We start from the raw sequence: 16,568 nt of genomic DNA on the forward strand, positions 1-16,568 counted from the left end.
TCCAGAGGAACGGCCCTAGCCGCCCTGGGTGCCCAGCGGAAGTACGCTCGCGCCCGCGGCGTCGAGTGCGAGCCGGTTGGCCGCCCATCCCTCGCCCGCGAGCTGCGCGACCTTGTCGGCCGCGCCGTTGTCGACCAGCGCGAGGACCGTGGGGCCCGCGCCGGAGATGACCGCGGGGATCCCGTCCGCCCGCAGTCGATTCACAAGTGCGACGCTCTCGGGCATCGCCGGGGACCGGTACTCCTGGTGGAGCCGGTCTTCGGTGGCCGGCAGCAGCAGCTCGGGACGCCTGGTCAGGGCTTCCACGAGCAGGCCGGCGCGGCCCGCGTTGACGGCCGCGTCCACGTGCGGGACGGTGCGCGGCAGCAGGCCGCGCGCGGTCTCCGTCAGGACGGGCTTGGAAGGGACGAAGACCACCGGAACGATGGATTCGGCAGGCTCCATCCGGATCGCCTTGGCACTGCCCCCGTCCATCCACGCCAGGGTGAATCCGCCGAGCAGACAGGCGGCGACGTTGTCGGGGTGTCCCTCGATCTCGGTGGCGAGCTCCAGCAGCGCCGCGTCGTCGAGCCTGGCCTCGCCGCCTATGGTCACGGCGCGGGCGGCGACGATGCCGGCGCAGATGGCGGCGGAGGAGGAGCCGAGCCCGCGGCCGTGCGGGATGCGGTTGGCGCAGACGACCTCGAGGCCGCGCGGCTGGCCGCCCAGCAGGTCGAAGGCGGTGCGCATGGAGCGTACGAGCAGGTGGCTCTCGTCCCGCGGGAGGGTGTCGGCGCCCTCACCCGCGATGTCGATGTTCAGGCCGGAGTCGGCCACCCGGACGACTACGTCGTCGTAGAGCCCCAGGGCCAGGCCCAGGGCGTCGAAGCCCGGGCCGAGGTTGGCACTGCTGGCGGGGACGCGCACCCGTACGGCGGCGGCGCGGAACGCTGGACCGGCCATCGTCCGATGACACTCCTTGTGACTGTGCGAGATCTTCGCTCTTCGCTGGCTCGCTGCGAATGTACTGGAGAACGTACGACACCCGAAGGCCCTCGGGGCAGCACCGCAGTCATATGCACGGTGGCGGATGTAAGTACAGCGTATCGAAGGAAGGTTCTCTCGCGACATAGGGCGCACAGGAGGCGCACGATGCGTGTCGCGGACTTCGACGGCTTCGGCCGCACTTTTGTCGTCGTACGGGGTGAGTTGCCGGGTTCCGGAGGGCCTCCATAGCCCTCCGGACCCGGCTCACACGTGGCGCGCGTTACTACCGGGACCGGTGTGGACCGGGCGTCGACGAGGCGTGGACCGGGCGCGGTCCGGACCCGGAGCGGGGCCGGACCGCGCACCGGACCGGGCCTAGACCAGGCCGAGACGGATGGCGGCGGCCTCGGCGTCCACCGGAACGGTGACCGGCTGCGGAGCGCCGGCGATCGCCCAGTCGGGGTCCTTCAGGCCGTTGCCGGTGACGGTGCACACGATCGTCTGACCGGGGTCCACCAGGCCCAGCTCGGCGGCCTTGAGCAGGCCGGCCACCGAGGCGGCCGAGGCGGGCTCGACGAAGACGCCCTCCTGGGCGGCCAACAGCCGGTAGGCGGCCAGGATCTGGCGGTCCGTCACCTCGTCGATGAAGCCGCCCGACTCGTCGCGCGCCTGCAGGGCGTAGTCCCAGGAGGCCGGGTTGCCGATCCGGATCGCGGTGGCGATGGTGTGCGGCTCCTTGACGACCTCGCCGCGCACGATCGGCGCGGAGCCGGAGGCCTGGAAACCCCACACGCGGGGCGTACGGGAGGACAGGCCGTCGGCCTTGTACTCCTTGAAGCCCTTCCAGTACGCCGTGATGTTGCCGGCGTTGCCGACGGGCAGCACGTGGATGTCGGGGGCGTCGCCGAGCGCGTCCACGATCTCGAACGCGGCCGTCTTCTGGCCCTCGATGCGCACCGGGTTGACCGAATTGACCAGGGCTACCGGGTAGTTGTCGGAGAGCGCGCGGGCCAGGTTCAGGCAGTCGTCGAAGTTGCCGTCCACCTGCAGGATCTTGGCGCCGTGCACGAGGGCCTGGCCCATCTTGCCGAGCGCGATCTTTCCGCTCGGCACGAGCACCGCGGAGACCATCCCGGCGCGCACCGCGTACGCGGCGGCGGAGGCCGAAGTGTTGCCGGTGGAGGCGCAGATGACCGCCTTGGCGCCCTCCTCCTTGGCCTTGGTGATCGCCATGGTCATGCCGCGGTCCTTGAAGGACCCGGTGGGGTTCGCCCCCTCGACCTTCAGGTGGACCTCGCAGCCGGTGCGCTCGGAGAGCACCTGCGCGGGGACGAGAGGAGTGCCGCCCTCACGGAGCGTCACCACGGGAGTCTTGTCCGTCACCGGCAGGCGGTCCCGGTACTCCTCGATGATGCCGCGCCACTGGTGGGTGCGATTGCTGCTCATGGGTCCTTACTCCCCTTCAACACGCATGATGCTGGCGACACCGCGGACGGTGTCCAGCTTCCGCAGTGCCTCGACGGTCCCGGAGAGGGCGGCGTCGGGCGCGCGGTGAGTGACGACGACGAGGGAGGCCTCGCCGTCCTTGCCCTGCTGGCGGACCGTGTCGATGGAGACACCGTGCTCCGCGAACGTGGTCGCCACCTGGGCGAGAACGCCCGGCTTGTCCGCCACATCGAGGCTGATGTGGTAGCGGGTGACGACCTCGCCCATGGGGCTGACCGGCAGCTGGGTGTACGCGGACTCGCCGGGCCCCGTTGCCTCGGCGAGCTTGTTGCGGGCGACGGCGACGAGGTCGCCGAGGACCGCGGACGCGGTCGGCGCGCCGCCCGCGCCGGGCCCGTAGAACATGAGCTGCCCGGCGGCCTCCGCCTCGACGAAGACCGCGTTGTACGCCTCGCGGACGGAGGCGAGCGGGTGGGTGAGCGGGATCATCGCCGGGTGGACGCGGGCGGTGACGGACTCGCCGTCGGCGGCGCGCTCCAGGATGGCGAGGAGCTTGATGGTGCAGCCCATCCGCTTCGCGGAGGCGAAGTCGGCGGCGCTGACCTCGGTCATGCCCTCGCGGTACACGTCGTCCAGGCGGACGCGGGTGTGGAAGGCGATGCCGGCCAGGATCGCGGCCTTGGCGGCGGCGTCGTAGCCCTCGACGTCGGCGGTCGGGTCGGCCTCGGCGTACCCGAGGGCGGTGGCCTCGTCGAGCGCCTCCTGATAGCCGGCGCCGGTCGAGTCCATCTTGTCGAGGATGAAGTTCGTCGTGCCGTTGACGATGCCCATCACCCGGTTGATCTTGTCGCCCGCGAGGGACTCGCGCATCGGGCGGACCAGCGGGATGGCGCCGGCGACGGCGGCCTCGTAGTACAGGTCCAGCCCGTTGGCTTCGGCTGCGGCGTGCAGCGCGGCGCCGTCCTGGGCGAGCAGCGCCTTGTTCGCGGAGACCACGGAGATGCCGTGCTCGAAGGCGGTGGTGATCAGCGTACGGGCGGGCTCGATGCCGCCGATGACCTCGATGGCGATGTCGATGTCGCCGCGTTTGAGGAGGGCGGTCGCATCGGTGGTGACCAGGGACGGATCGATGCCCTCGCGCACCTTCGAGGGGCGGCGTACGGCCACGCCGGCGAGCTCCACGGGCGCGCCGATCCTCTGCGCGAGGTCGTCGGCGTGCGTCGTCATGATGCGGGCCACCTCTGAGCCGACCACTCCACAGCCCAGCAGCGCCACCTTCAGCGGACGCGTACGCATCATTCGACCTACGCCTTTCGATCTTCCATCAGTACCCCGCGCGCGGTTTGTGCGCGGGGTGGAACCAGTCTCACTCAATGGACAGCAGTTTCCATCCTCGGTCCATTGAGTGAGACACCAATTTCATCATCCGAGGTCGAGGCGCAGGAGATCTTCCTCCGTCTCGCGGCGGACGATCACTCGGGCCTGTCCGTCACGTACGGCGACGACGGGCGGGCGGAGCGCGTGGTTGTAGTTGCTGGCCATGGAACGGCAGTACGCGCCGGTGGCCGGGACGGCGAGCAGGTCGCCGGGGGCCAGGTCGGCGGGCAGGAAGGCGTCCTTCACGACGATGTCACCGCTCTCGCAGTGCTTGCCCACGACGCGTACGAGCATGGGCTCGGCCTCGGACGTGCGGGAGACGAGGTTGACGGAGTACTCGGCGTCGTACAGCGCCGTCCGGATGTTGTCGGACATCCCGCCGTCGACGCTCACGTACGTACGGAGTCCTTCGAGGGGCTTGATCGTCCCCACCTCGTAGAGCGTGAAGGCCGTCGGGCCGACGATGGCCCGGCCGGGCTCGACGGAGATCCGCGGGGCGCGCAGCCCGGCGCTTTCGCACTCCCGTGCGACGATCTCGGTGAGCGCCTTGGCGATCTCGTGGGGCTCGCGCGGGTCGTCGCCCGAGGTGTAGGCGATGCCGAGCCCGCCGCCGAGGTCGATCTCGGGCAGCTCCACCCCGTGCTCGTCGCGCACGGCGGCGAGCAGCCGGACGACGCGCTTGGCGGAGACCTCGAAGCCGGCCATGTCGAAGATCTGCGACCCGATGTGGGAGTGGACGCCGAGCAGCTCCAGCGAGTCGTGGCCGAGCGCGCGCCGCACCGCCTCGGCGGCGGACCCGTCCGCGACGGCGATCCCGAACTTCTGGTCCTCGTGGGCCGTGGCGATGAACTCGTGCGTGTGCGCCTCCACCCCGACCGTCACACGGATCTGCACGGGCTGGCGTACGCCCAGCTCACGGGCGATGTGCGCGACGCGGGCGATCTCCTGGAAGGAGTCGAGGACGATCCGCCCGACCCCGGCCCCGACGGCCCTGCGGATCTCGCCCTCGGACTTGTTGTTGCCGTGGAACGCGATCCGCTCCGCGGGCATCCCGGCGGCGAGCGCGGTCGTCAGCTCCCCGCCGGAGCACACGTCGACGTTCAGCCCCTCCTCCTTCAGCCACTTCACGACGGCCTTGGAGAGGAACGCCTTGCCGGCGTAGAAGACGTCGGCGTCGGGACCGAAGGCATGCGCCCATGCCCGGCACCGGGCCCGGAAGTCCTCTTCGTCGAGGAAGTAGGCGGGGGTGCCGAACTCCTCGGCGAGCTTGGTCACTTCGATGCCGCCTACGGAGACGACCCCGTCCGCCGCACGCGTGACGGTCCGAGCCCAGACCTTCTCGTCGAGGGCATTGAGGTCAGCCGGGGGCGGGGAGTAGTGCCCCTCGGGCAGGACGTCGGCGTGGCGGGGTCCGGCGGGGTGCGCGGAACGGCTCATCGGTATCTCTCTTCGCAGGTCACAGTCGTTCAGGTGCGTCTATGCCGAGCAGGGCCAGGCCGCCGGCCAGCACCGTCCCGGCGGCTTCGGCAAGAGCCAGCCGGGCACGGTGGGCGGCCGAGGGTTTCTCGTCCCCCTGGGGCAGTACGCGGTACTGGAAGTCGAGCAGCGCGTCCGCCAGCTCGACGAGGTGCCTGGCGAGCCGCTCGGGCGCGCGGTGGTGCGCGGCGGCTTCGAGGGCGAGGGGGTAGTCGGCGAGGGCGCGCAGCAGGGCGGGCGCGTCGACCTCGCCGGCTTCCGGGTGGAACCCCAGCTGAGCTGCATTACGTACGAGCGCACGCGCGCGGGCATGGGCGTACCGCACCCGGAAGAACTCGTTCCCCTCGCCCTGGAGGAGCAGCCCCTCGGAGAAGACGGGGGTCTCCCGCGCCGGCACGGCGAGCATCCGCCAGTGCGCGGCCTCGGCCCCGTACCGGGCGACGACGTCGGAGTCCCGCTTGGCGAGGGGGGCGACGGGCAGCACCTCGGGCAGGTCGCACTCGGTACCGCCCTGGGCGCACACGAGCCGCAGGACACTCCGGCGCACGACGCGCTCGCGCAGCCCGAGCCCGAGCCCGGCCTCGTCGGCGAGGGCGGCGAACACGGCCCCGCCGCGCACGTCCCGGATGACGATGTCGTAGACAAGGGCATCACGAACGACGGAGGGGGCCGACGGCGCCGGCAGCACGAAATTGAGGAACCCGGCACCCGTGACCTCGACGCGCTCGATGCCCGGCTCGGCCGCGAGCCGACGGGCCAGTACGTCCGCCACGTCACGGGGCGGGCGGCCGACCGCCTTGGCGATCTGAAAGGCGACGGGGGTGGCGTAGTCCCCCACCCCACCGGGCCGCGTCCGCTCGACGACGACCCGCTGCGGCACGACCCCTTCCTCCCCTTCCCCCGGGAGCTCCCCGTCCGCGACGGCGCAGCGCACGGCGCGTACGACGCAAGGGGAGAGGTCTGCGGGGGTCACGGGACCAGCCTAGGGGAGACGCCACGTCATCCCACGAAGGGTTTCGCCATGTGAACAGAGCGCCCGCAACGGAAGGCAACAGACGCGGAGGCCGACGGCTACAAAGGAGCGGGTCTACCCCCTCCCCCTCCCGGCCGGGGTCCCCTTCCTCCCGTCGCGGCGGTCCTTGCGCTCGACCAGCCTGCGCACGACGCGCACCAGCTCGGCGGGCTCGAAGGGCTTCGCGAGGAAGGCATCCACCCCGGCCTCGATCCCGGCCTCCACCTCCTGCTGCGTGCAGGCACTGACGATGGCCACGGGCACGTCCCTGGTCCGCGGATCGGCCCGCAACTGCGCGGCCGCCCCGAACCCGTCCAGCCGCGGCATGACCACATCAAGGGTGATCACATCGGGACAGACGCGATGCACGACGTCCAGACACTCGGCACCATCGTTCGCGGTCACGACCTCGAAGCCCTCCAGCTCGAGATTGACCTTGATCAGCTGCCGGATGACCTTGTTGTCGTCGACAACAAGCACCCGGCCTGAGACGCCTGGCACAACTCGAGAGTAGGTCGAGCCGGGCCCCCGCGTCCGGGTTTTTGCCACTTCCACCCCCTGCGGGCGACCCACCCCCTGCGCCCCCGCAAACCCGTTCCTGATCACCCCACGGAAGCTGGTAGTGTTCAACCCGTCGCCGCAACACAGGCGACGCGCCCCCGTAGCTCAGGGGATAGAGCAACGGCCTCCGGAGCCGTGTGCGCAGGTTCGAATCCTGCCGGGGGCACTTCTGCCGGACCAGCACGAAACACCTGCTGACCTGCACAAGTGCCAAGCATGAAGACCTGGACCCAGTCCCACTGAGTCCAGGTCTTTGTCGTTGTTACGCACTGATCGCGATAGACCTGCGATAGACGCCCGAGCGCTCGCCGCACTCCCCTAGTACGGGCTCATGCGATCGGCAGCTTGCTGGACCCTCCGAGCCGCGACCTCAAGAATCCGCGCTAGATCTGCGAGGCCGCCCAGGTTCGAGGTGGCATCCGCCAGCAGTCTCGCGTCGTCGCCCAAATTGCCCAGCTTGTCGGCAGCTCGGGCAAGCAGCATCGCGTTGTCCTCTAAGCCAGACAGCCGCCATGCCGAGTTGTTGAGCATTAGGGCGACATCCTCCGAGATACCAAACCCATGAACACGCGGATCCGCCAGTTCGTCGGTCAGGGTCCGCAGCAGCGCCGCGAGGTCTGGGGCCGTCTCAGCGAACGCGTCGAGAGCCGGGCTGACACGGTCAAGCAGCTCAGACTGCGCCTGGGCGAGCATCAGCGACAGCTTCTCTTCCGTCAGGTCCGAAAGCCCGGCCAGCTGATCCAGGCTTCCCGCTTCACGCTCTCCCTTCCACTGCTCAAGAAGATCAACGGGATATCGTTCCCACCCCTTCCCGTCGACCGTCTTGTGATGCACTGTGCACAACAGGATCAGGTTGGAAAATTCATCTCGCTGCGGCTTCGAAAGTGTCGAGTCGAAGCGCGGCCCTGACGGACTAGAAGCGCGAATATGGGCGATGTCTACGTTCAAAACCGGAGATCCGTTAACCATCCGCATAGTCGGCGTCTGACACTCCGGCCAGTAGCAGTAGCCACGCGCAAGCGTCATCAGCCCAACGATCGTGGCGTTGCTGTAGCTGCGAGAACTCGACTCTGACACGGCGCCGACCTCCATCTGGGGTGTGGAGCAGCAACCTACCGCCGACCTCTGACAGTTGGGGAGCCCGCCCGCGTCGCCGCAGCTCAGACAGTAGCTACGGCGAGCACGAGCCCCGGCGTCAGGCGCCTTCAGGCCAGCCGAGTTCCTTCTCGATCTTCCTGTTCATGACTTCTTCCTGACCGTAGATGCATCCCTCGTATACGCGATGAATCACTTCTGGCGAGTTGCCGACCCTACGGGCGACCTCAGCTACAGGCACACCAGCGTTCAACCACGTTGTAATGCAGGTGTGCCGGAGATCGTATGGCCGGCCACCAAGGATTGATGCCTGAAGATCTGGCGGGAGCGCGTACTCCCGGGCATCCTTCCACACCCGCCAGTAGGTACTGCTGCCGACAAGACCGAGCCGCTCATTGGTAAACAGCCGGCCGTCCTTAGCCGTGCCGAAATCCTTCAGGTGAGCCTGGAGCATGGCGACCAGTGGCGGGGGGATCGGGACCGGCCGGTCATCCTTGGCCTCCCGGGACTTCAACCCGCGCTTGTCGTGGCGTTCCCCGCTGTCCGTCCACTGCTTACCTGAAACAGGGTGTGTATCCCGGAGGGTGAGCGTCCCCCATCCTTCCTCAGGGAGGAAGCAGTCCGACTTTCGCAGCCCTACGGCCTCACTGGGGCGGAGCGCCGCGAAGTACATAACCGCGTAGAACGCCACCAGTCGGCGCCCCTTCTTACGGTCCCACGTCCCGACATACGAAACCGCGGCGAGCAACTGAGCAGCTTGGGTCTTGTTCACGAGAACGCGCGGGTCGACACGATCCGATGAAGAGATCTTCACCTTCTTGAGCGCGGCAAGAGGATTCTCGACCAGGAGCTGGCGCTCGATCGCGTACTCCACGGCCGTGTTCAAAGAGCGGCGCCTGCGGCGGGAGGTCTCTCCCGCCGCAGGCGTCCCGTCCAGCTTGAACGAAAGCCGGTACTGGACGTCTCTCAGAATCTTCGGATCTTCCAACGCGGAAACGAGCAACGACTTCGTCGAAAGCCACTGATGGGCATCTTCAAGGTCGGCCGGCGGCTCCAACTCGGCGTTCGCCGGGACAACCGCCCAGCGAAGAGCGCGGCGCAGCTCCTCCACCTCGGGCATCCGCTTGTCCTGCTCCACCATGGCCAGGGTCACCGCAGCGAGTCCATCTGCGATGCCCTCGCGCGTCTTGGCAGCAGCCGTGGGCCAGCGCATGGCCATGTACTCACGGCAGAACGTGAACCAGGGAAGTTCCTCGCGAGCATCCTTGGGCTCTGCGGCCTGCATGGCGGCGCGAACTTCGGACTCAGGCAGGCCGTCCCTGATGCGGAACGCCTCGCCGCGCTTCATTGCCAACCACAACTCGGACCGGCGGCTCCCCGCAAGCGCCACGGTGGCGAAAGTCTTACTACTGACCTTCCCCCCGACGATCCAACGGAGCTGATACGGGCGGGTCTTGCTCTGCGCCTTGGTCACATTCCACAGACGGACATCGAGGGAAAAACCTTCCGGGTCCAAGCCGTTGTTCTGCTCGGACCCGGAATCGGCGTTGTTCGTCACGCGGATTCCTCCCGCGTCTCCAGCCAACGGACCAGCTCGGAACGGCGGATACGCACGGAGCCATTCGGGAGCTTGATGGCCTTGGGGCCCTTCTTGCACTGCCGCCAGCGATAGAACGTGGCTCGCGGAACACCGATCTCTTCGACCACCTGCGGGATGGTCAGCATTTCATCGCGGGGCTTGGCCACGGCGAGACTCCTTCGGGAAGGTGTGGATTGGGGAGCAACAACCCCGGGACCGCTGACACAACTGACAGAACCTCGGTGAGAACGCTTTGACCTGCGGGTTCAGGACTGAGGGCGGCTCTGACAGAACTCGCGGAAACTCCGACAGAACCTCCGGCGGCGGGCTCTGGCACGGCCGACGGGTGGGTTCTGTCGGAGTTTCCGGAGGTTCTGTCACGGTGACCGTGGCGCCCGTTCATGCAGGTCAGCGGGACAGATCGGGGGTTCTGTCAGTTGTGGCAGTCCGGTGGGGGTTGTGTCAGGCGCCGCGAGCGAGGCGCGGGTGTGCGTCGTACTTCGGAGAGGGCGGCCGGCCACCGCGCCCGGAGCGCGGGGGCGGTGGCTGCTGACGGAGCCAGCCGTGTTCCTCGAGCAGGGCCAAGGCCGGATCGAGGTCGGCCATGGCGGGAAAGTCCCCCCGGGAGAGCTGGCGGAACAGATCCCGCTTGGTGAAGCCGCTCACCCGGGCGTCGCCGATGTGGGCGAGGAGCTGACGGGCTGCTTCCTGTGCCGGGTCAGCGCCCATGGCGTCGAAGACGTGTTGGGCATGGGCGGTGAAGTAGTCCCCGAGCCTGGTGGCGTCGGCCAGCGTGGCGGCCTCGATGGGGCGGGTCCACCCACTCTCGGGGTGGTTGGCCAGGTGGAGCAGCCCGGCAATGCGGGCGACGGCTCCGTCCCTCTTGCTGGCCCACTTCACGATGCCTGAGAGCGAGCCGCCTTTCCCGATCCGGGATTCGGTGACCCTCTGGTAGGCGAGCATGACCGCGTCTGCCTCAGGGGTGAGGGTGAGTACCGCCGGGTCGGTCCAGCCGTTCAGGGCCATGGCCAGACCGCCGAGCTGGCGGGTGTAGGTGTCGGCCACGTCGTCCGGGATGAGCTCCGGGGTGAGGTTGCGGCGGCCGACCAGCGATTCGGGCTGCGCGTACAGGAACCGGGCCAGCAGTCCGCGGCCATCGGCCCCTTTGATCTGCCCGATGGATTCGAGAACTTCGGGCTGAACGGCGAGGCCCATCGTGACAGCGGGGTGTTCGACGTGCTGGGCCTCGCGACCCTGCCGGTTGACCCTCACCATGTCCCCTGCGTGGCCCTTGAGGAAGATCTCCATGTTGGGTGCTCCGCTGTAGCGGCCCGAGATGATTTCGAAGATTCCGCCCTCCGGGGAGAGGACGGAAATCCGGCCTTCCTGCTCGGTGAGCAGGGTGGCTAGGTTCTCCGGCGTCACGTCGTCCGCTACGAGCTGGGGTTTGCAGGGGACCTTGATTTCCTCGGCGGCCTGGGCGAGGGCGACGGCTTCGGCGGTGAGCTGGTCTCGCAGTCCCGGCTCGGCGTTCGCAGCCTTGGCCGCTGCTTTGTCGGCGGCGGCCTTGGCAAGGCGCGCGGTGGTCTCGGCCTCGGCGCGGGCCGGGCCGGAGAGTTCCACGAGTGCCTTCTCTACAGCCATGAGCGGCTCGGTCATCAGGGCGAACACGGCGCTCTTGCGGTTGCCGGGGTCCAAGGCCACGGCGGTGTAGAGGTTGACCGGCTCGCGCCACCGGCCGCGGACGCAGACGGTGGCCCGTCCACCGGCGGCCGTGGCGATGACTGCCAGAGCAAGGCATCCGGCGAGATCGGCGGGGGTCTGGGTTTCCTCGGCGACGGCGGCGACCATGGCGGACAGCCACGGCGGGAGTGTGTCCACGGGGAAGGTCGGGAGGTCCCGGCGGCCGGTGAGCGGGACCGGTTCGTCCCAGACCGGTCCGGTCACCTCCTCGGCGGCGAGGGCTTCGAACCCGGCCCAGAGGTCAGCGTCGGTGGGCTGTGTGGTCATGCTGCGGTCCTGCCTTCCTGCGGGCCACTGCGAAGGGCTGAAAGGACGGCCTGGCGGCCGACGCCCTTCGGCGCGCAACTGCCGTCCCGGGCCTGGCGTTGTCCGGCGGAGCTGGGGTAGTCGGTGGTGGTCATGTCGCGTCTCCGCTCGCGTTGCGGAGGGAGCGACGGATGCCGTCGCGGATGCTCGCTGCGACCCGGGAGGGCTCGAGCCCCTCCGGCGCGGCGGCGGTGAGCGCGTCGGTGACTTCCGTCTCCGTGAGGGTGTCTGCGGCGATGAGGCGGCCGAGTGCGTACGCCGCGTTGTAAAGCGTCGTGTTCTGGGCACCGGTGGCAGCAGCCATGACCTTGGCGACCTCGCCGTTCACGGCGGCCGTCGCGTAGCGGTCTGCCTTGCCGATGCGGGCGCGGAGAACGGCCACGGGGACAGGGGCGGGTGCGGGCGGGGTGATGAGCAGGTCACCGAGCCACGTGGGGAGGGGGGCCGGGGGCGCGTCGTGAATGATCTCGTAGGTCCCGGTGCCCACAGTGCTGCCGGCCGCGACCACGTACCCGCCCCAGGCTCGCGTGTCGACCTTCCACCCCAACCGCCCTGCGCTCCCACGTAGCTGCTTTTCAGCGGGGGCGGTGAAGTACAGGTGCTGTCCGCCACGGCGGGTTCGCACCGTGAACGTCTCGGTCGGCAGCCGCTCACCGGCCCGCTCACAGATCATCGCGAACACGTCCAGGCCATCGGCCGCCCCCGCCCATTCTGCGGGCGCGGGTCCGTCGTCTTCCTTGGGGATGTCGAGGTCCACAACCAGGAGACCGGCGGGGCCGGTGGCGATGCCAACGTTGTACGGAGCCGCCTGCCAGCACGCGGTGATCTGCCCGTGGTCGAGAGTGGCGCGCTGCTCGGGCGTGCGGTGGCCGTCCGTGCAGCGGCCGGTGCCGGGGCAGTTGCGTTCGGGGTGTCCGGCGGGCCGCTTGTCCCCGGGACGCAGGGGGAAGACGGGCCAGCCGCGCTCTGCAGCGGCCAGGGCGGCGCGCAGCAGCGCCGGGTTGAGGGTTGGTGTCATGCTGGTGGTCTCCTGTTTCTGTCGAAGGGACGGAGAACCGGGGCGGTCGCGGTCTTTGGCGAGAGGCGACCGCCCCGGGCATAGCTAGTGGTGCCGCTTCCAGAGGGCGTACTCCTGGCGGACGTAGCCGCGGGGCTCGTGGATGCTGTCCGGGTGGTCCGGGGTGTACGGGCCGTCGGCGTAGCCGTTGGGGCCGAGGCCGGCGGTCTGGTCGATGTCCATCAGGCGGCGGGCCGCTTCGACGGCGAGGGTGGCAGCATCTCCGCTCACGGGGTCGTCGTCGGTGAGGGCGATCCGGTCCAGGAGCGCGGCCTTGCGGAGCCAGAACTCGCGGACGTGGACGCCGTGCAGGCAGTCTCGGACTCCTCGGGCGGTCCATCCGATCTCGCTGATGACGCTCGGTGCGGCGGCGTAGGCGGCTTCGGGAGCGGGCCAGTGGCTCGGCTGCTGTTCGGCGGTGACGTACAGGCGGACGCGCTCCCCGTCGCGGGTGGGGTGCCGGCGGACCGGGCCGGTCGTGAACGTCTCGGACAGGGCCTTGGTGATCTCGGGTACCTCGGTCGGGCTGCAGATGACGCGGATCTCGAACATGGCTGGCTCCTTCATCCTCGGAAGTTGTTGCGCTTGAAGACGGCCCGGCGGATGTTGACGACCGTCTCGCCCTTGCCACGGCCGTGGTTGGTGCCCAGAACCTGCGTCGCGATGAAGCCGCCGAAGATGACGGCGGCCAGGATGACGAGCTGCTGGATGAGCGCGGCAACAGCCGCGATGAAGGTGGTCAGGAGCATCAGCCCGCCGCAGGCCGCGGCGAACCCGAGGCCGCCGAGGGCGATGTTGACGGCGAGCGGGCTGATCGCCGGCCGATCCGGGACCGGCTCGGGGGCCTTGGTGGGGGCGATGGCGTAGCCGGTGATGATGCGGCCGTCGGGGAGCTGGATCGTCTGGATGTCCGGGACGGCGTGCGGGTGGTGGACGGCCAGCGGGGCAGGCGTGAGGGGGACCGGGTGGCGGGTCTCTGTGGTCTCCCAGTGGGCGGGGTCGTGGTGGTTCACGGCGGTGCCTCCTTACTCGGCGATGTCGGTGACGGCGATGGCAGCGGACTTCACGAGGTTGGTGATGGGCTCGTAGGCGCCGGTCCCGGCGGTGAAGAAGCCGAAGAGGAACAGGACCATCGCGGCTCCGGCTCCGGCGGACTTGGACTTGAGGACGAAGAACGATCCGGCGCCGAAGAGCAGGACGGCGGAGATGGTGAACGTCATGGCGACTCCAGTCGGTGTGAGGTTCAGCGGGTGCCGTTGCGGTAGGTGCGGGCCCACAGGTTGTAGAGGTGGCGGCCGACGCGGATGCGGATGCCGTGGCCGTCGCAGCGGCGGCAGTGCTTGCCGCGCTTGGGCTTGCCTTTGCGGTCGTGGGTGAGGGCGAAGCCCAGCCCGTTGCACTTACGGCAGCGGCCGAACGGCGAGGCCGCGCACAGGCCCGCGTAACCGAGCGTGAACAGCAGGGTGAGGACGCTAGCGAGCAGGAAGAGGGTCACAAGAGGCCTCCAGGGCGGGATTCGGCGGTTTCCGCAGGTGGGCCGCTATCTGCTAGCGGCCTGATCAGGTGGGATGCGGGCCGCTAGCGGGGTCGCTAGCGCTAGCGACGTCTGCTGCTAGCACTAGCGACCTCTGAGAGCTAGCCCGCATCCCGCTTCTTGTCGCGCTCTGTAATCGTCTTGGCGATGTGAGCACGCTCGATGCCGCGCTTGTTGACGGTCTTGCCGTCGATGCGGCGGCCGATCTGGTCGGTGCCGATGCCGTACGGCTTGAGCGCCGCGGTGAGCTGTTCGGCCTTGGGCTTGGGGTCCATCTCGGCCCATGGCCCGTAGACCTCAGGGCGGTGGTCGGCGAGCCGGTCCACGATGGTCTCGGACCAGATCTTGGTCTCGCCCTTGCCGATGACCGCGGCGATGTCGTCCAGGATCGTCGCGAGCGCGGCGTCGGCCGGCGCCTCTCCGGCGGCGTCGCCGGAGAGCGTGCCCTCCGACTGCCGGAGGGCCTGAGCTCGGGTGAGGATGGTCTCCGCGTCGCGGCCGTCGGCCAGGTAGGTGCGGACGATCCCGGCGTCGTCGGACATGCCCTTGAGCAGGCCAACTCCCTTGTGGGACTTGAGGAGCCGGGAGGCGTCCAGACCCTCGCCGTACGATCCGGCGCCGAGGATGGTCTCCGACACCTGGTAGGCGCCCACGCGCAGGGCGAACCGGGCCTGGTGCTGGTCGCGGAGCACGGACGGGCATGCGGTGTCGTCGGGCTTCTGCGTCGCGGTCATGACCGAGACGCCGACCGCTGGGGCGACGCGGGCGAGGAAGACCAGCAGGTCAAGGATGGTCTTCCCGTGGACGGGGTGCATCAGGTACTCCTGCACCTCGTCCACGACGAACAGCACGAGCGGCATGTCGTACTTCTTGTCCCGCGAGATGGCCGGGGTGAGCTTGCCCTCCGGGCAGACATGCAGCGGGAGTTCGGAGAGCCGGTGGTAGCGGTCCTCCACGTCGGCCTTGAGCTCCTGGAGCGAGTTGACCAGGTGCATGACCGGGTCGACCCCGCCCTGGGGCACGGTGCCGAAGCCGACCCGGTGGGCGACCATCGAGAACTTCCGCCAGTCCGGCGAGGCCTTGCCGTCGAACACGTACAGCCGGACGTACGGGTCCAAGGCAGCGGCGAGCGCGATGGTGCGGGCGGAGAACGTCTTGCCCTGCCGGGGCACGGCACCGACCAAGAGCGAGAGCCAGAGCATGCTGATCTCGACCACGGTGCCGCGCTCGTCCAGGCCCCAGGGGAACGGCCTCCAGAAGTCCACGCGGTCCGCGCCGAGCAGCGGGGTGCGGCCGGTGGGGACGGCAAGCGGGTCGCGGTTGGCCACCCACATGGAGACCCGGCGTGAGCTGGTCGTATCGCGGTCCAGGAACACCTGCGTCTCGGCGACGTCGATGCCCGAGGCGAGCGCGTCGCGCTTCTTGACCGCGTCGGAGAACGTCTTGCCGTACGGGAGGTCCACGATGACGCGCCAGCCGTCGCCGTCCTGCCGGATGGGCTGCGGGAAGGCGATGCCCTGGTCCGGCTTGGTAAGTCCGGCGGCGAGGAAGGCACGGGTGACGATGTCGGAGGTGAGCTTGCGGTGGCGGAACTTTACCTTGGCCGCGTCGATCAGCGGCCGGTCCGCCGGAGTGCCCGCCCAGCCGAGTGCGCCTGTGAGGGCGATCAGCGCCAGGGTCAGCAGCCAGTCCGGGGCCAGGACCCACATGGCGAGGGCCGCGCAGAGGCCAATCACACTGGCCAGGGTGGCGATGATGCCGCGCAGCTTCACCCGTGCGTCCCGCTGCCGGGAGAGCTTGAGGTACTCGCCCGCGTCCTCCGTACGGACGGCTGCGAGGCGGACCGGCAAGCCCTCGGCGTCGGACACCCAACGGCCGGTCGCACCGACCCAGCGGAAGGCGCCGCGCGGGGCGTAGGCCAGGAGCTTCGCGGAGTACACCGGGGTCCGCACCAGGTGGTAGGCGGTGGTCTGGCCGTAGTGGCCGGCCGCCCACTTGGCGACGGCGGCGCGCTGCTTGGTACTGGTCAGCCAGTCCGGAAGCACAGGCCGGCGGGCCTTGTCCTTGGCCTCGATCACCTCGGCGATCGAGGGCGGGAACTCGTGCTTGGGCGGGTCAACCGGATCGCCCTCGGCTACGGTCCCGTCGTCGGCCGGGGTGTCGTCGGGGAGCTCCGCCTCCCACTCCCCCGCCCTGGCCTCCCCCGGGGCGAGCGGCTCGATCTTGTCCTTCTTGGCGGGGAACGGCAGGACCGACGCCGACCCGGGGTAGCTCTGCGTGCTGTCCGGCTCTTCGTCCAGCTGCTCGATGACGGGGATCTCAGACACGATGGTTCTGCTCCCTCTGTGGAGTTGGGAAAGGAACCCGGACGGCGCTTTGGACGGCCGACCGTCCGGGTCCCGCAAGACGTGATCTG

Annotated in this window: 15 protein-coding genes, 1 tRNA gene and 1 pseudogene; 1 reads left to right on the forward strand and 16 read right to left on the reverse strand. The window is 69.3% G+C overall.

Annotated elements, in window-relative coordinates; translation table 11 throughout:
* Positions 1–15: 15 nt before the first annotated feature.
* The 6 genes from thrB to RIU97_RS13315 form a co-directional block, all read right to left on the reverse strand.
* Positions 16–942 (reverse strand): homoserine kinase, encoded by a 927-nt coding sequence (thrB, locus tag RIU97_RS13290; protein ID WP_327416459.1) that lies wholly within the window; start codon positions 940–942, stop codon positions 16–18.
* A gap of 399 nt (positions 943–1,341) precedes the next feature.
* Positions 1,342–2,412, reverse strand: coding sequence for a threonine synthase (thrC, locus tag RIU97_RS13295; protein ID WP_404956444.1), 1,071 nt, complete (start codon positions 2,410–2,412; stop codon positions 1,342–1,344).
* Positions 2,413–2,418: 6 nt separating this feature from the next.
* Positions 2,419–3,708, reverse strand: a complete 1,290-nt coding sequence (locus RIU97_RS13300) for a homoserine dehydrogenase (protein WP_404962831.1) — start codon at positions 3,706–3,708, stop codon at positions 2,419–2,421.
* Positions 3,709–3,834: 126 nt separating this feature from the next.
* Entirely contained in the window at positions 3,835–5,226 is a 1,392-nt protein-coding gene (gene lysA / locus RIU97_RS13305) for a diaminopimelate decarboxylase (protein WP_404956446.1), read from the reverse strand.
* Between the two features lie 19 nt (positions 5,227–5,245).
* Positions 5,246–6,238: an ArgS-related anticodon-binding protein NrtL gene (gene nrtL, locus RIU97_RS13310; RefSeq protein WP_404956448.1), complete on the reverse strand. Its 993-nt coding sequence runs from the start codon at positions 6,236–6,238 to the stop codon at positions 5,246–5,248.
* 114 nt (positions 6,239–6,352) lie between these two features.
* On the reverse strand, positions 6,353–6,850 hold the full coding sequence (locus RIU97_RS13315) for a PleD family two-component system response regulator (RefSeq protein ID WP_404962832.1): 498 nt from the start codon (positions 6,848–6,850) through the stop codon (positions 6,353–6,355).
* Between the two features lie 82 nt (positions 6,851–6,932).
* Between RIU97_RS13315 and RIU97_RS13320 the strand changes: the two genes are divergently transcribed.
* Positions 6,933–7,004, forward strand: a tRNA-Arg gene (locus RIU97_RS13320).
* A 152-nt stretch (positions 7,005–7,156) separates the two neighbouring features.
* On the opposite strand, the gene RIU97_RS13325 is transcribed toward RIU97_RS13320, so the two are convergent.
* From RIU97_RS13325 to RIU97_RS13370, 10 genes and pseudogenes are all read right to left on the reverse strand, one after another.
* Positions 7,157–7,915 carry a hypothetical protein gene (locus tag RIU97_RS13325; RefSeq protein ID WP_404956450.1) on the reverse strand — a complete coding sequence of 253 codons (759 nt, stop codon included), beginning with the start codon at positions 7,913–7,915 and terminating at the stop codon, positions 7,157–7,159.
* A 118-nt stretch (positions 7,916–8,033) separates the two neighbouring features.
* A complete protein-coding gene (locus RIU97_RS13330; RefSeq protein ID WP_404956452.1) occupies positions 8,034–9,491 on the reverse strand; it encodes a tyrosine-type recombinase/integrase in 1,458 nt (485 codons plus the stop codon).
* Positions 9,488–9,685 (reverse strand): annotated as a pseudogene (locus tag RIU97_RS13335) (helix-turn-helix transcriptional regulator); the annotation flags it as partial. The gene RIU97_RS13330 and the pseudogene RIU97_RS13335, both read right to left, overlap by 4 nt.
* Positions 9,686–9,974: 289 nt before the next feature.
* Positions 9,975–11,522 carry a YfjI family protein gene (locus tag RIU97_RS13340; protein ID WP_404956454.1) on the reverse strand — a complete coding sequence of 516 codons (1,548 nt, stop codon included), beginning with the start codon at positions 11,520–11,522 and terminating at the stop codon, positions 9,975–9,977.
* A gap of 130 nt (positions 11,523–11,652) precedes the next feature.
* Positions 11,653–12,579, reverse strand: coding sequence for a bifunctional DNA primase/polymerase (locus tag RIU97_RS13345; RefSeq protein WP_404956456.1), 927 nt, complete (start codon positions 12,577–12,579; stop codon positions 11,653–11,655).
* An 84-nt stretch (positions 12,580–12,663) separates the two neighbouring features.
* Positions 12,664–13,170: a hypothetical protein gene (locus RIU97_RS13350; RefSeq protein WP_404956458.1), complete on the reverse strand. Its 507-nt coding sequence runs from the start codon at positions 13,168–13,170 to the stop codon at positions 12,664–12,666.
* Positions 13,171–13,181: 11 nt separating this feature from the next.
* Positions 13,182–13,631 carry a hypothetical protein gene (locus tag RIU97_RS13355; RefSeq protein ID WP_404956460.1) on the reverse strand — a complete coding sequence of 150 codons (450 nt, stop codon included), beginning with the start codon at positions 13,629–13,631 and terminating at the stop codon, positions 13,182–13,184.
* Between the two features lie 12 nt (positions 13,632–13,643).
* The gene (locus RIU97_RS13360) at positions 13,644–13,838 is read right to left on the reverse strand and encodes a hypothetical protein (RefSeq protein WP_266784542.1); all 195 of its coding nucleotides are present in this window, start codon (positions 13,836–13,838) and stop codon (positions 13,644–13,646) included.
* Positions 13,839–13,861: 23 nt separating this feature from the next.
* Positions 13,862–14,113, reverse strand: coding sequence for a hypothetical protein (locus tag RIU97_RS13365; RefSeq protein ID WP_384532659.1), 252 nt, complete (start codon positions 14,111–14,113; stop codon positions 13,862–13,864).
* A 140-nt stretch (positions 14,114–14,253) separates the two neighbouring features.
* The gene (locus RIU97_RS13370; protein ID WP_404956462.1) at positions 14,254–16,479 is read right to left on the reverse strand and encodes a cell division protein FtsK; all 2,226 of its coding nucleotides are present in this window, start codon (positions 16,477–16,479) and stop codon (positions 14,254–14,256) included.
* Positions 16,480–16,568: the final 89 nt, after the last annotated feature.

The organism is Streptomyces sp. 147326 (assembly GCF_045000215.1).
Lineage (GTDB): Bacteria > Actinomycetota > Actinomycetes > Streptomycetales > Streptomycetaceae > Streptomyces.